This window comes from Pseudomonas sp. AC136, assembly GCF_979258585.1.
Window position 1 is genome coordinate 1054099 of record NZ_OZ409865.1, and the last position, 14383, is coordinate 1068481.

Below are 14383 nucleotides of genomic sequence, written 5' to 3' on the forward strand. Positions count from 1 at the left end.
TTTCAAAGGCTTAGCGATGAATCCTGATATTCCGCTTCAGATGCTCGGTGGCATTACCGCTCGTGAATTCCTGCGCGACTACTGGCAGAAGAAACCCTTGCTGGTCCGTCAGGCCATCAGCGATTTCGAAAGCCCTATCTCCGCCGACGAATTGGCCGGCCTGGCGCTGGAAGAAGAAGTTGAATCGCGCCTGGTGCTTGAGCACGGCGAACGCCCTTGGGAGCTGCGCCGCGGCCCGTTCAACGAAGATGAATTCGCCACCCTGCCCGAGCGCGACTGGACCCTGCTGGTGCAAGCCGTCGACCAGTTCGTGCCGGAAGTGGCCGAGCTGCTGCAGCACTTTCGTTTCCTGCCGAGCTGGCGCATCGACGATGTGATGATCAGCTTCGCCACGCCGGGCGGCGGTGTAGGCCCGCATTTCGACAATTACGACGTTTTCCTTCTCCAGGGCCAGGGACACCGGCGCTGGAAAATCGGCCAGATGTGCGACTCGGATAGCCCCATGCTTGAGCATGCGGACCTGCGCATTCTGGCCAACTTTGAACAGACCGACGAATGGGTGTTGGAGCCCGGCGACATGCTCTATCTGCCGCCACGTTTGGCTCACTATGGCACCGCCGAGGATGATTGTATGACGTATTCCGTGGGTTTCCGCGCCCCTAGCGCCGCAGAAGTCTTGACCCATTTCACCGACTTTCTCAGCCAGTTCCTGCCGGACGAAGAACGCTACAGCGATGCCGGCGCCGCCCCTGCCAGCGACCCGCATCAGATTCAGCGCGACTCGCTCGACCGTCTCAAAGCCCTGCTTAACGAACACATCGGTGACGAGCGTTTGCTGATGACCTGGTTCGGCCAATTCATGACCGAACCGCGCTATCCAGAACTGGTTGCTGGCACTGAACTGGACGAAGAAGAGCTGCTCGACCAAATCGAAAACGGCGCCATGCTTATCCGCAATCCGAGTGCGCGCCTGGCCTGGTCTGAAGTGGGCGAAGATTTGGTGCTGTTTGCCAGCGGGCAAAGCCGCTTGTTGTCGACCAGCCTGCGCGAATTGCTGAAACTGATTTGTGCCGCCGACGTGCTGCACTTGGAAAACCTGGGCCAATGGTTGGCCGACGATGAAGGGCGTAACCTCGTCCTCGAACTGGTGAAACAAGGAAGTTTGGAGTTTGCAGATGAGTAGCAACGTTCAGGTAAGGCTCGCCAGCTGGCAGAAAGACAACGCAGACCTGCGCCGCATTCGCGAAACCGTGTTTATTGCTGAACAAGCGGTGCCGCCGGAGTTGGAATGGGACGCCGAAGATGTCGAAGCCGTGCATTTTCTGGCTGCCGATGGCGATTACGCGATTGGCACCGCGCGCCTGCTGCCCGACGGCCATATCGGCCGGGTTTCGGTATTGAAAGACTGGCGCGGTTTGAAAGTCGGTGAACAGCTGATGAAGGCCGTTATCCAGGAAGCAGAGCGCCGGGGTCTGAAAGAACAAATGCTCAGCGCCCAGGTTCACGCCACGGCCTTCTATGAGCGTCTAGGATTTACCGTAGTCAGCGGCGAATTTCTCGACGCCGGCATTCCCCACGTAGAGATGAAACGCATCAGTCAGTGAGGTCAGGATGATCGATAAAGACGCTCCGCCAACAGACGCCACGGACGGTGTCGCGGAAGAACTGCCGGCCATCGAGTTCGTCTCGCCCGGCAGTTTTACGGTGCACAATCCGCCGCCCTTGCAGGCGGAGCCGGAGCGTCGCGAACCGGCCCCCTTTCACCTCGGCGGGCCGCGTCAACTCCAGCATTTCAGCCACGCCGAACACGCCCAGGCGCATGCGTTGGCGTTGCTGCAACAGGCGCAGCGCAGCCTGTGCATCTACACCCCGGATCTAGAACGCTGGCTTTACCACCACAGCAGCGTGCAACAGGCCTGTACCCAATTCCTGTTGGCTAATCCGAAGAATCGTTTGCGCATTCTGGTGAACGACGCCAGCAACGCCGTGAAAGAAGGCCATCGCTTGTTGCAACTGTCGCGGCGCCTGCCGAGCAATCTGCACATTCGCAAGCTCAACCCCAGCTACAGCAACGATGAAGTGGCCTATCTGCTCGCCGACACCAATGGCATCCTGATGCGCCCCAAACTCGAGCAACTGGCCGGCTACGCCTTGTACAACGATCCTGGCCAGGTGCGCGTGCTGCAAAACAAATTTGATCAGGCCTGGGACGTCAGCGTCACCGACCTCGACCTTCGGAGTCTTCTGGTATGACCCTGCGCTCGCTGTTTGCCGCCCTGTGCCTGACTGTCAGCCTGCCGGTGCTGGCGGCTACCGAAGTGATGCCGCTGAACTACCGCACTGCCGACGACGTATTGCCCGTGGTGCAATCCGTGCTGGGCAACGAAGGCCGGGCCAGCAACTACGGCAACCAACTGGTCGTCAACGCCCCGCCCGCCAAACTTCAGGAAGTTCGCGACCTGCTCAAGCAGATCGACAAACAACCGAGGCGCTTGCTCATCAGTGTCGACACCTCCGACAGCAACCAGATGAACGACCAGGGTTACTCGGTGAACGGCTCGGCCAATGCTGGCAATGTGGAAATTCAATCGGGACGTGGCGAAGTGAATGGTCGCGACCAAGTACGCATCATCCACCGCAGCACCCAAAGCCGGGGCGGCGGCACCCAACAAGTGCAGACCACGGAAGGCTACCCGGCGCTGATTCAAGTGGGCCAAAGCGTGCCGCTGACCAGCTCGAGCGTCGACGGTTACGGCCGGGTCTACAACAACACCGAATACCGCAATGTCACCCGCGGGTTTTACGTCACCGCCAGCCTCACCGGCGACGTGGTGCACGTCAGTATCAACAACAATAACGACCGCCTCAGCCAAACACAGCAAGGCGCGATCGACATTCAAAATACCAACACCAAAGTGACCGGCCGCCTGGGCGAATGGATCACCATCGGCGGCGTGAATGAGAGTTCGCAGTCCGACCAAAACGGCTTTATTCAGCACCGCTCAACGCAAGGTCGTGAAGACATGACGCTGCGCCTGAAGGTCGATGCCCTGGACTGATCAGGGCGGCGCCACGGCCGAAAAACGTGACCCATCAGTCGCTCGTCGAACAATATGTAGTAGTAAGAAAAAAGCACTACAAAACGTTTGACGAAGTCTTTTTGCAAAGGCATGATGGCCCCGCTCCCGCTAATCAGAGGCCCCTAACGGAGGTCTCCGGATCGCAACCTGCTTACCGTAGATTCGATTCGTGTTTTACCGCTCAAAAGGCAGTTCGACGAGATTGCGACTGGAACGAAGTTGTCCTGAGGGACGGGGAAGCGTTTAACGAATCGGCCAGTTGGTCACAGCAGCAACACCCATCGGTTTCCACGAACCAGCAAGTGTTAACGCCAGCACCTTCGAACTGTTCGCCCCCTCTGCCCCCTCCTCAGCTTCAATCTCGTCTCAGTCGATATCTCGTTGCGCTGCAGTACACCGCCCACTGAAAGACCGTGTTGCTTGTCGGTTTTGAAAGGGAAGTGTCGTGCTCAACCAATCAACTTTGAAGGATTGACCATGTCTGCTTATCAAGATGACATCAAAGCCGTAGCCGCTTTGAAAGAAACCGCCGGCAACAGCTGGAGTGCGATCAACCCTGAGTCCGTCGCTCGTATGCGCGCTCAGAACCGCTTCAAAACCGGTCTGGATATCGCCAAGTACACCGCCGCTATCATGCGCAAAGACATGGCTGAGTACGACGCTAACTCCTCCGTCTACACCCAGTCCCTGGGCTGCTGGCACGGCTTCATCGGGCAGCAGAAGCTGATCTCGATCAAGAAGCACCTGAAGACTACCGACAAGCGCTACCTCTACCTGTCCGGCTGGATGGTTGCTGCTCTGCGTTCGGACTTCGGCCCGCTGCCAGACCAATCCATGCACGAGAAGACCGCTGTTTCGGGCCTGATCGAAGAGCTCTACACCTTCCTGCGCCAGGCTGACGCCCGTGAGCTGGACCTGCTGTTCACCGCCCTGGACGCAGCCCGCGCCGCTGGCGACAAAGTGAAAGCAGACGAAATCCAGGCTCAGATCGACGGCTACGAAACTCACGTCGTACCGATCATCGCCGACATCGACGCTGGTTTCGGTAACCCGGAAGCCACCTACCTGCTGGCCAAGAAAATGATCGAAGCGGGTGCGTGCTGCATCCAGATCGAAAACCAGGTTTCTGACGAGAAGCAGTGCGGCCACCAAGACGGCAAAGTGACCGTTCCGCACGAAGACTTCCTGGCCAAGATCAACGCAGTTCGCTACGCATTCCTGGAACTGGGCGTAGACGACGGCGTAATCGTTGCCCGTACCGACTCCCTGGGTGCTGGCCTGACCAAACAAATCGCTGTGACCAAAGAGCCGGGCGACCTGGGCGACCAGTACAACTCGTTCCTGGACTGCGAAGAAGTGTCGGCAAACGAGCTGAACAACGGCGACGTGGTTCTGAACCGTGGCGGCAAACTGCTGCGTCCTAAGCGCCTGCCTTCCAACCTGTTCCAGTTCCGCGCTGGCACCGGCGAAGCTCGCTGCATCCTGGACTGCATCACCTCGCTGCAGAACGGCGCTGACCTGCTGTGGATCGAAACCGAGAAGCCACACGTTGGCCAGATCGCTGCCATGGTTAACGAGATCCGCAAAGTGATCCCGAACGCCAAGCTGGTCTACAACAACAGCCCGTCCTTCAACTGGACCCTGAACTTCCGTCAGCAAGTGTTCGATGCATTCGTTGCTGAAGGCAAAGACGTTTCCGCCTACGACCGCGCCAAGCTGATGAGCGTCGATTACGACGAAACCGAACTGGCTCAGGTTGCAGACGAGAAGATCCGCACTTTCCAACGCGACGGTTCGCAACAGGCTGGTATCTTCCACCACCTGATCACCCTGCCGACCTACCACACTGCTGCGCTGTCCACCGACAACCTGGCAAAAGGCTACTTCGCCGACCAAGGCATGCTGGCTTACGTGAAAGGCGTTCAGCGTCAGGAACTGCGTCAAGGCATCGCCTGCGTCAAGCACCAGAACATGGCTGGCTCCGACATCGGCGACAACCATAAAGAGTACTTCGCTGGCGAAGCGGCTCTGAAAGCAAGCGGTAAAGACAACACCATGAACCAATTCCATTGATCCACGGAATGGCTCACTAGGCTTCGGCCTGGGGTGTAAAGAAAAGGCGAGCTCAGGCTCGCCTTTTTTTATGCCAGAAAAATGTCGCGTGCGTTGAAAATTGCCGTCTCGGTGGATGGCAAGCCGAAATCCAGGCACCCACTCCTCTCTCGCCCTTCACTCAAGCGCCAACTTCCCTAACGCTTTGCTCGCTTATGCGCTAACAGCAGCTACCCTTCTCCAACGTAGGGCGTTTCTGATTTAACGCCCAAATAATAACGAATATCATCTACAGCACAATTTGCTGTCATTAACAATAAAAAAGCGGATGTTCGACTAACGACGTAGAACGCGTCATAACCCCGACGCCACGGGCTTTGCGCGATTTGCGCCGCTAAGATGTTGGCCCGTAAGTAAATTTTTTATAAGGAAAAATTTACTTACGAAGCCAGACACGCATAAAATTACGAAAATTAGATTGCTGGCTATGGATTACAACCGGCAACTTTCATCTCCCATGATTCCGCCGATGCTTGTCTAAGGAGTACCGGCATGCCTGCTGAAGCTGTCGCGACCATGTCCCACAACTGGGGCTTTGCCATTTTCCTGCTGGGCGTTATCGGCCTTTGCGCCTTTATGCTCGGCGTCTCCAGCCTGCTCGGTGGCAAGGCGTGGGGCCGGGTTAAAAACGAGCCGTTCGAATCCGGCATGTTGCCCACCGGCAGCGCTCGCCTGCGCCTGTCGGCAAAATTCTATTTGGTCGCGATGCTCTTCGTGATCTTCGACGTTGAAGCCCTCTTTCTCTTCGCCTGGTCGGTATCTATTCGTGAAAGCGGATGGGCCGGCTTTATTGAAGCTACAGTTTTTATAGCAATTCTGTTGGCAGGTCTTGTCTACCTATGGCGCATCGGTGCTCTTGATTGGGCTCCCGAAGGTCGTCGCAAGCGGCAGGCGAAGCTAAAACAATGAGGCTTTGGCGATGCAATACAAACTCACCAGAATCGACCCGGATGCGCCTAATGAGCAGTATCCGATCGGCGAGCGGGAGACCGTTTCCGATCCTCTAGAGGATCAAGTCCACAAAAACATCTACATGGGCAAACTGCAGGACGTGCTGAATGGCGCGGTCAACTGGGGGCGTAAAAACTCCCTCTGGCCGTACAACTTCGGTCTGTCCTGCTGCTACGTGGAGATGACGACTGCCTTCACCGCTCCCCATGACATTGCCCGGTTTGGCGCCGAAGTAATTCGTGCGTCACCCCGTCAGGCCGACTTCATGGTGATTGCAGGCACCTGCTTCATCAAAATGGCTCCGGTCATCCAGCGCTTGTACGAGCAAATGCTCGAGCCCAAGTGGGTTATCTCCATGGGCGCCTGCGCGAATTCCGGCGGCATGTACGATATTTACTCTGTCGTTCAAGGGGTGGACAAATTCCTGCCCGTGGACGTTTACGTGCCCGGCTGCCCTCCTCGCCCTGAAGCATTCCTGCAAGCGCTGATGCTGCTGCAAGAATCGATTGGCCAGGAGCGTCGCCCACTTTCCTGGGTCGTTGGCGAACAAGGCGTTTACCGCGCCGACATGCCGTCGCAAAAGGAACAGCGCCGTGAACAGCGTATTCAGGTAACCAACCTGCGCAGCCCCGACGAAGTGTGATCTAGCTTTTTCTTACCCAGAAAGTCCGCCGGATTCACCCTTTACGTTGACTGATAGCGACCGAGACCATGACTGCAGACACCGCTCTGTACATCCCGCCTTACAAGGCAGACGACCAAGACGTCGTCACCGAATTGAACACGCGCTTTGGCGCAGATGCGTTTACCGCCCAGCAAACCCGCACCGGCATGCCGGTGTTGTGGGTGGCGCGTGAGCGGCTGATCGAGGTGCTGACCTTTCTGCGTCAGCTGCCCAAGCCCTACGTCATGCTCTACGACCTGCACGGCGTCGACGAACGCCTGCGCACTCAGCGGCGTGGTTTGCCAGGTTCCGACTTCACGGTGTTCTACCACCTGATGTCGATCGAGCGGAACAGCGACGTCATGCTCAAAGTCGCGCTGTCCGAAGGCGACCTGAACCTGCCGACCGTGACCAATATCTGGCCGAACGCCAACTGGTACGAGCGCGAAGTGTGGGACATGTATGGCGTGACCTTTGCCGGTCACCCGCACCTGACCCGCATCATGATGCCGCCGACCTGGCAGGGTCACCCGCTGCGCAAAGACTACCCAGCGCGCGCCACCGAGTTCGATCCGTTCAGCCTGTCGGTTGCCAAGCAGAACCTGGAAGAAGAAGCCGCACGCTTCAACCCGGAAGACTGGGGCATGAAACGCGGCAACGAGAACGAGGACTACATGTTCCTCAACCTCGGCCCCAACCACCCTTCGGCCCACGGTGCGTTCCGTATCGTGCTGCAGCTGGACGGTGAAGAAATCGTCGATTGCGTACCGGAAGTGGGTTACCACCACCGTGGCGCCGAGAAGATGGCCGAGCGTCAGTCCTGGCACAGCTTTATTCCTTACACCGACCGTATCGACTACCTCGGCGGTGTGATGAACAACCTGCCGTACGTGCTCTCGGTCGAGAAGCTGGCCGGCATCAAAGTGCCGGAGAAGGTCGACGTCATCCGCATCATGATGGCCGAGTTCTTCCGCATCACCAGTCACCTGCTATTCCTCGGCACCTACATTCAAGACGTCGGCGCCATGACCCCGGTGTTCTTCACCTTCACCGACCGTCAGCGCGCGTACACGGTGATTGAAGCCATCACCGGTTTTCGTCTGCACCCGGCCTGGTACCGCATCGGCGGCGTTGCGCACGACCTGCCGCGCGGCTGGGAAAAGCTGGTGAAAGACTTCGTTGAATGGCTGCCCAAGCGCCTCGACGAGTACGAAAAAGCCGCCCTGAAAAACAGCATTCTGCGTGGCCGTACCATTGGCGTTGCCCAGTACAACACCAAGGAAGCGCTGGAATGGGGCGTCACCGGCGCCGGCCTGCGTTCCACCGGCCTGGACTTCGACCTGCGTAAAGCGCGCCCGTACTCGGGCTACGAAAACTTCGAATTCGAAGTGCCGCTGGCCGTAAATGGCGATGCCTACGACCGCTGCATCGTGCGCGTGGAAGAAATGCGCCAGAGCTTGAAAATCATCGACCAGTGCCTGCGCAACATGCCGTCTGGCCCGTACAAAGCGGATCACCCGCTGACTACGCCGCCGCCGAAAGAGCGCACGTTGCAGCACATCGAAACCTTGATCACCCACTTCCTGCAAGTTTCCTGGGGCCCGGTCATGCCGGCCAACGAAAGCTTCCAGATGATCGAAGCGACCAAGGGCATCAACAGTTATTACCTGACGAGCGACGGCGGCACCATGAGCTACCGCACCCGTATTCGTACGCCAAGCTTCCCGCACCTGCAGCAGATTCCTTCGGTAATCCGCGGCAGCATGGTCGCGGACTTGATCGCGTACCTGGGCAGTATCGACTTCGTTATGGCTGACGTGGACCGCTAACTATGACTACCACCACGCTGATTCAAACCGACCGTTTCACCCTCAGCGATGCCGAGCGCACGGCCATCGAACATGAGCTGCACCACTACGAAGACTCCCGCGCGGCCTCCATCGAAGCGCTGAAGATCGTTCAGAAAGCCCGTGGTTGGGTGCCAGATGGCGCCATCGCCGCCATCGGCGAGATCATCGGCATTCCGGCCAGCGACGTCGAAGGCGTTGCCACTTTCTATAGCCAGATTTTCCGCCAGCCCGTTGGCCGTCACATCATCCGCGTGTGCGACAGCATGGTTTGCTACATCGGCGGCCATGAGTCGGTAGTCAGCAGCATCCAGCAACAGCTGGGCATCGGCCTCGGCGAAACCACTGCCGATGGCCGCTTCACCCTGCTGCCGGTGTGCTGCCTGGGTAACTGCGACAAGGCCCCGGCGCTGATGATCGACGACCACACCTTTGGCGACGTGCAACCCGATGGCGTAGCAGAACTGCTGGAGGCTTACGTATGACGTCCGCTTCGACCACCCGCCTGACCTCCTTCGGGCCGGCCAACAGCATTGCCCGCACCGCGGAAACGCACCCGCTGACCTGGCGCCTGCGTGACGACGCGCAGCCCGTGTGGCTTGAGGAATACCAGGCCAAAGACGGCTACGCCGCCGCGCGTAAAGCCTTCGCCGACCTGTCGCAAGACGACATCGTGCAAACCGTCAAAGACTCCGGCCTCAAGGGCCGTGGCGGTGCCGGCTTCCCCACGGGCGTGAAGTGGGGGCTGATGCCTAAAGACGAATCCATGAACATCCGCTACCTGCTGTGCAACGCGGATGAAATGGAACCCAACACCTGGAAAGACCGCATGCTCATGGAGCAGCTGCCGCACTTGCTGATCGAAGGCATGCTCATCAGTGCGCGCGCGCTCAAGGCCTATCGCGGCTACATTTTTCTGCGTGGCGAATACGTTGATGCGGCCACCAACCTCAACCGCGCCGTGGCTGAAGCCAAGGCTGCCGGCCTGTTGGGCAAGAACATTCTGGGCAGCGGTTTCGACTTCGAACTGTTCGTGCACACCGGTGCCGGTCGCTACATCTGCGGTGAAGAAACCGCGCTGATCAACTCCCTTGAAGGTCGCCGCGCCAACCCGCGTTCGAAGCCGCCTTTCCCGGCCGCTGTCGGCGTGTGGGGCAAGCCGACGTGCGTGAACAACGTCGAGACCCTGTGCAACGTGCCGGCCATCGTTGGCAACGGCGTCGAGTGGTACAAGGGCCTCGCCCGGCCGGGCAGCGAAGACATGGGCACCAAGCTCATGGGCTTCTCCGGCAAGGTGAAAAACCCAGGCCTGTGGGAACTGCCATTCGGCGTCACTGGCCGTGAGTTGTTTGAAGACTACGCCGGCGGTATGCGCGACGGCTTCACCCTGAAAGCCTGGCAACCCGGCGGTGCCGGTACCGGCTTCCTGTTGCCCGAACACCTGGATGCGCAAATGTACGCCGGCGGTATCGCCAAGGTCGGCACCCGTATGGGCACCGGCCTGGCCATGGCGGTGGACGACAAGGTCAACATGGTTGCCCTGCTGCGCAACATGGAAGAGTTCTTCGCCCGCGAGTCGTGCGGTTTCTGCACGCCGTGCCGCGATGGCCTGCCGTGGAGCGTGAAAGTCTTGCGCGCCATTGAGAAAGGTCATGGCCAGCCCGGCGATATCGAAACCCTCGAGGGCCTGGTCAACTTCCTCGGCCCAGGCAAAACGTTCTGTGCACACGCACCGGGCGCCGTGGAGCCGCTGGGCAGCGCAATCAAATATTTCCGACCGGAGTTCGAAGCGGGTATTTCCCGAATCAGCACGCCGGTGGCGCCGACGCAGTTCGTCAGCGCCTAACGTTTTTACGACGGCGGCCAGAGAACGCTTATCTAGAACTCTGGCCCCATCGAACCGTGATTCTATTAGCCAAGCCCGCCAGTTGAGCGTGGCGAAAACCGCAGCAGATGCGGCTTTCACCCCTGAACAAACGGGCCAACGAAGAAACTTGAACTATGGCCACTATCCACGTAGACGGCAAAGCGCTCGAAGTCGATGGAGCAGACAACCTGTTACAGGCCTGTCTGTCCCTCGGGCTCGACATTCCGTACTTCTGCTGGCACCCGGCGCTCGGTAGCGTCGGCGCCTGCCGCCAGTGCGCGGTGAAGCAGTACACCGACGAAAACGACACCCGTGGTCGCATCGTCATGTCCTGCATGACCCCCGCCACCGACAACACCTGGATTTCCATCGACGACGCAGAGTCCAAGGCCTTCCGCGCCAGCGTCGTTGAATGGCTGATGACCAACCACCCGCACGACTGCCCCGTGTGCGAGGAAGGCGGCCACTGCCACCTGCAAGACATGACCGTGATGACCGGCCACAACGAGCGCCGTTATCGCTTCACCAAACGCACTCACCAGAACCAGGAACTCGGCCCGTTCATTGCGCACGAAATGAACCGCTGCATCGCCTGCTACCGCTGCGTACGTTTCTACAAGGACTACGCCGGCGGCACCGACCTCGGCGTGTTCGGCGCCCACGACAACGTGTACTTCGGTCGCGTTGAAGACGGCGTTCTGGAAAGCGAGTTTTCCGGCAACCTCACCGAGGTCTGCCCGACCGGTGTGTTCACCGACAAAACCCACTCCGAGCGCTACAACCGCAAGTGGGACATGCAGTTCTCGCCGAGCATCTGCCATGGCTGCTCAAGCGGCTGCAACATCAGCCCCGGCGAGCGTTACGGCGAAATCCGTCGCATCGAAAACCGCTACAACGGTTCGGTGAACCAGTACTTCCTCTGCGACCGTGGTCGCTTTGGCTACGGCTACGTCAACCGCACCGACCGTCCGCGTCAGCCACTGCTGACGGCCGGCAGCCAAAAGCTGAGCGTGGATGCAGCCCTGGATAACGCCGCTGAGCTGCTGCGCGGTCGCAACATCGTCGGCATCGGTTCGCCGCGCGCCAGCCTGGAAAGCAACTTCGCCCTGCGCGAACTGGTCGGTGCCGAGCATTTCTACTCCGGTATCGGCGCTGTTGAGCTGGACAACCTGCGCCTTGTCTTGAACGTACTGCAAAACAGCCCGTTGCCCATTCCGACCCTGCGTGACATCGAAGACCACGACGCCGTGTTCGTGCTCGGGGAAGACCTGACGCAAACCGCCGCCCGCCTCGCCCTCGCCTTGCGCCAGTCGGTGAAAGGCAAGGCCGAAGACATGGCCGAAGCCATGAAGATTCAGCCGTGGCTCAACGCTGCGGTGCAGAACATCGGTCAGCACGCGCTGAACCCACTGTTTATTGCCAGCCTTGACGCCACCAAGCTCGACGACGTCGCCGAAGAGTGCGTGCACGCCGCGCCGGATGACCTGGCGCGCATCGGCTTTGCCGTCGCCCACGCCATCGACGCCAGCGCTCCGGCCGTTGCCGGTCTGGACGCCGAAGCCTTGGAACTGGCCCAGCGCATCGCCGACAGCCTGCTGGCAGCCAAACGGCCGCTGGTAATTGCCGGCACTTCACTGGGCAACAAAGCCCTGATCGAAGCCGCCGCCAACATCGCCAAGGCCCTCAAGCTGCGCGAGAAAAACGGCTCCCTCAGCCTGGTGGTAAGCGAAGCCAACAGCCTGGGCCTGGCCATGCTCGGCGGCGACTCTGCCGACGCCGCGCTGCAAGCTGTGGTCGACGGCAAGGCCGACGCCATCGTCGTGCTGGAAAACGATCTGTACACCCGCGCCGACAAAGCGCTGGTCGACTCCGCGCTGACTGCCGCCAAGGTCGTCATCGTTGCCGACCACCAGCAAACCGACACCACGGCCCGCGCCCATCTGGTGTTGCCCGCGGCGAGCTTCGCCGAAGGCGACGGTACGCTGGTCAGCCAGGAAGGCCGCGCCCAGCGCTTCTTCCAAGTGTTTGATCCGACCTACTACGACCCAAGCATTCTGGTTCACGAAGGCTGGCGCTGGCTGCATGCCCTGCGCAGCACCCTGCTCGGCCAGAACGTTGATTGGACTCAGCTCGACCAGGTGACCGCCGCTGCCGCCGCCAGTACGCCGCTGCTGGCCGGTATCGTCGACGCTGCACCGGGCGCCTCGTTCCGCATCAAGGGCCTGAAAATGGCTCGCGAGCCGCTGCGTTACAGCGGTCGCACCTCGATGCGCGCGAATATCAGCGTGCACGAACCGCGCGCCTCGCAAGACAAAGACACCGCCTTCGCCTTCTCCATGGAAGGCTACTCCGGCTCCGCCGAACCGCGTCAACAGGTGCCGTTCGCCTGGTCGCCGGGCTGGAACTCGCCGCAAGCCTGGAACAAATTCCAGGACGAAGTCGGCGGTCACCTGCGTGCTGGCGATCCGGGCACGCGCCTGATCGAAAGCCAAGGCGATGGCCTCAGCTGGTTTGCCACTGCACCGGGCGCATTCAACCCGGCGCCAGGCACCTGGCAGGTTGTGCCGGTTCATCACCTGTTCGGCAGCGAAGAAAATTCCTCGCGCGCCGCGCCGGTTCAGCAGCGTATTCCTGAAGCCTACGTCGCCGTCGCCGCTTCGGAAGCGGCCCGCTTGGGCGTGAACGAAGGCGCGCTGGTCAGCCTCAACGTAGCTGGCCAGACCTTGCGTCTGCCGCTGCGCGTGAGCGAAGAGCTGAGTGCGGGCATCGTTGCGTTGCCGGTTGGTTTGGCAGGCATCCCCGCCGCGATTGCTGGCAAAACCGCTGATTCGCTGCAGGAGGCCGCGCAATGAGTTGGTTCACGCCTGAAGTGATCGACGTGATCATCGCCGTGCTCAAAGCCATCGTCGTGCTGCTCGCCGTGGTGGTGTGCGGCGCGTTGCTGAGCTGGGTGGAACGTCGCCTGCTGGCCCTCTGGCAAGACCGTTACGGTCCGAACCGAGTGGGTCCGTTCGGTGCGTTTCAGATCGCCGCCGACATGATCAAAATGTTCTTTAAGGAAGACTGGACGCCGCCGTTCGCCGACAAGGTGATTTTCACCCTGGCGCCGGTGGTGGCCATGAGCTGCTTGCTGATTGCCTTCGCCGTCATCCCGATCACCCCGACCTGGGGCGTCGCAGACCTGAACATCGGCCTGCTGTTCTTCTTCGCCATGGCCGGTTTGTCGGTGTACGCGGTGCTGTTTGCCGGTTGGTCGAGTAACAACAAGTTTGCCCTGCTCGGCAGCCTGCGTGCCTCGGCACAAACCGTGTCGTACGAAGTGTTCATGGGCCTGTCGCTGATGGGCATCGTGGCGCAGGTGGGCTCGTTCAACATGCGCGACATCGTTGAATACCAGGCGCAAAACCTGTGGTTCATCATTCCGCAGTTCTTCGGCTTCTGTACGTTCTTCATCGCGGGCGTGGCTGTTACCCACCGTCACCCCTTCGACCAACCGGAAGCCGAGCAAGAGCTGGCCGACGGTTACCACATCGAATATGCCGGCATGAAATGGGGCATGTTCTTTGTCGGTGAGTACATCGGCATCGTGCTGATCTCGGCGCTGTTGGTCACCCTGTTCTTCGGCGGTTGGCACGGTCCGTTCAACATTCTGCCGTCGCTGTCATTCCTCTGGTTCGCGCTCAAAACCGGCTTCTTCATCATGCTGTTCATCCTGCTGCGCGCCTCGATTCCGCGCCCGCGCTATGACCAGGTGATGGACTTCAGCTGGAAGTTCTGCCTGCCGCTGACCCTGATCAATTTGCTGGTGACCGCTGCCGTGGTGTTGCTCAACACCCCGGCCGGCGTGGCTCAGTAACGGAGA

12 protein-coding genes are annotated in these 14383 nt (G+C 59.8%); all 12 read left to right on the forward strand.

Going from position 1 to position 14383, the window contains the following annotated elements:
* The first annotated feature begins 16 nt into the window (after positions 1-16).
* The 12 genes from ACZZZU_RS04715 to nuoH all read left to right on the forward strand — a co-directional run bounded on the left by ACZZZU_RS04715 (position 17) and on the right by nuoH (position 14377).
* A complete protein-coding gene (locus ACZZZU_RS04715; protein WP_463549917.1) occupies positions 17-1183 on the forward strand; it encodes a ribosomal protein uL16 3-hydroxylase in 1167 nt (388 codons plus the stop codon).
* The gene (locus tag ACZZZU_RS04720; protein ID WP_463382488.1) at positions 1176-1604 is read left to right on the forward strand and encodes a GNAT family N-acetyltransferase; all 429 of its coding nucleotides are present in this window, start codon (positions 1176-1178) and stop codon (positions 1602-1604) included. The genes ACZZZU_RS04715 and ACZZZU_RS04720 overlap by 8 nt, the downstream gene beginning before the upstream one ends.
* Positions 1605-1611: 7 nt before the next feature.
* Positions 1612-2253, forward strand: a complete 642-nt coding sequence (locus tag ACZZZU_RS04725; protein ID WP_463549918.1) for a DUF7931 domain-containing protein — start codon at positions 1612-1614, stop codon at positions 2251-2253.
* Positions 2250-3059: a secretin N-terminal domain-containing protein gene (locus tag ACZZZU_RS04730; RefSeq protein ID WP_463549919.1), complete on the forward strand. Its 810-nt coding sequence runs from the start codon at positions 2250-2252 to the stop codon at positions 3057-3059. Before ACZZZU_RS04725 ends, ACZZZU_RS04730 begins: the two co-directional genes overlap by 4 nt.
* A 498-nt stretch (positions 3060-3557) precedes the next feature.
* A complete protein-coding gene (locus tag ACZZZU_RS04735; RefSeq protein WP_122498041.1) occupies positions 3558-5153 on the forward strand; it encodes an isocitrate lyase in 1596 nt (531 codons plus the stop codon).
* 555 nt (positions 5154-5708) lie between these two features.
* Positions 5709-6101 carry an NADH-quinone oxidoreductase subunit A gene (locus tag ACZZZU_RS04740; RefSeq protein ID WP_463384681.1) on the forward strand — a complete coding sequence of 131 codons (393 nt, stop codon included), beginning with the start codon at positions 5709-5711 and terminating at the stop codon, positions 6099-6101.
* 10 nt (positions 6102-6111) lie between these two features.
* Positions 6112-6786, forward strand: a complete 675-nt coding sequence (locus ACZZZU_RS04745) for an NADH-quinone oxidoreductase subunit B (protein WP_122498037.1) — start codon at positions 6112-6114, stop codon at positions 6784-6786.
* 68 nt (positions 6787-6854) lie between these two features.
* The gene (nuoC, locus tag ACZZZU_RS04750; protein WP_463549920.1) at positions 6855-8636 is read left to right on the forward strand and encodes an NADH-quinone oxidoreductase subunit C/D; all 1782 of its coding nucleotides are present in this window, start codon (positions 6855-6857) and stop codon (positions 8634-8636) included.
* Between the two features lie 2 nt (positions 8637-8638).
* Positions 8639-9139 carry an NADH-quinone oxidoreductase subunit NuoE gene (gene nuoE, locus ACZZZU_RS04755; RefSeq protein WP_122453228.1) on the forward strand — a complete coding sequence of 167 codons (501 nt, stop codon included), beginning with the start codon at positions 8639-8641 and terminating at the stop codon, positions 9137-9139.
* On the forward strand, positions 9136-10500 hold the full coding sequence (nuoF, locus tag ACZZZU_RS04760; protein WP_463382485.1) for an NADH-quinone oxidoreductase subunit NuoF: 1365 nt from the start codon (positions 9136-9138) through the stop codon (positions 10498-10500). The genes nuoE and nuoF overlap by 4 nt, the downstream gene beginning before the upstream one ends.
* A gap of 155 nt (positions 10501-10655) precedes the next feature.
* Positions 10656-13373 carry an NADH-quinone oxidoreductase subunit NuoG gene (gene nuoG, locus ACZZZU_RS04765; RefSeq protein WP_463549921.1) on the forward strand — a complete coding sequence of 906 codons (2718 nt, stop codon included), beginning with the start codon at positions 10656-10658 and terminating at the stop codon, positions 13371-13373.
* A complete protein-coding gene (gene nuoH, locus ACZZZU_RS04770) occupies positions 13370-14377 on the forward strand; it encodes an NADH-quinone oxidoreductase subunit NuoH (protein ID WP_463549922.1) in 1008 nt (335 codons plus the stop codon). Before nuoG ends, nuoH begins: the two co-directional genes overlap by 4 nt.
* The last annotated feature ends 6 nt before the right edge of the window (positions 14378-14383 follow it).

Bases quoted from the DNA above. Each gene is read 5' to 3' on its own strand.
- ACZZZU_RS04715 (WP_463549917.1), top strand. From the start codon at position 17: ATGAATCCTGATATTCCGCTTCAGATGCTCGGTGGCATTACCGCTCGT.
- ACZZZU_RS04720 (WP_463382488.1), top strand. From the start codon at position 1,176: ATGAGTAGCAACGTTCAGGTAAGGCTCGCCAGCTGGCAGAAAGACAAC.
- ACZZZU_RS04725 (WP_463549918.1), top strand. From the start codon at position 1,612: ATGATCGATAAAGACGCTCCGCCAACAGACGCCACGGACGGTGTCGCG.
- ACZZZU_RS04730 (WP_463549919.1), top strand. From the start codon at position 2,250: ATGACCCTGCGCTCGCTGTTTGCCGCCCTGTGCCTGACTGTCAGCCTG.
- ACZZZU_RS04735 (WP_122498041.1), top strand. From the start codon at position 3,558: ATGTCTGCTTATCAAGATGACATCAAAGCCGTAGCCGCTTTGAAAGAA.
- ACZZZU_RS04740 (WP_463384681.1), top strand. From the start codon at position 5,709: ATGTCCCACAACTGGGGCTTTGCCATTTTCCTGCTGGGCGTTATCGGC.
- ACZZZU_RS04745 (WP_122498037.1), top strand. From the start codon at position 6,112: ATGCAATACAAACTCACCAGAATCGACCCGGATGCGCCTAATGAGCAG.
- nuoC (WP_463549920.1), top strand. From the start codon at position 6,855: ATGACTGCAGACACCGCTCTGTACATCCCGCCTTACAAGGCAGACGAC.
- nuoE (WP_122453228.1), top strand. From the start codon at position 8,639: ATGACTACCACCACGCTGATTCAAACCGACCGTTTCACCCTCAGCGAT.
- nuoF (WP_463382485.1), top strand. From the start codon at position 9,136: ATGACGTCCGCTTCGACCACCCGCCTGACCTCCTTCGGGCCGGCCAAC.
- nuoG (WP_463549921.1), top strand. From the start codon at position 10,656: ATGGCCACTATCCACGTAGACGGCAAAGCGCTCGAAGTCGATGGAGCA.
- nuoH (WP_463549922.1), top strand. From the start codon at position 13,370: ATGAGTTGGTTCACGCCTGAAGTGATCGACGTGATCATCGCCGTGCTC.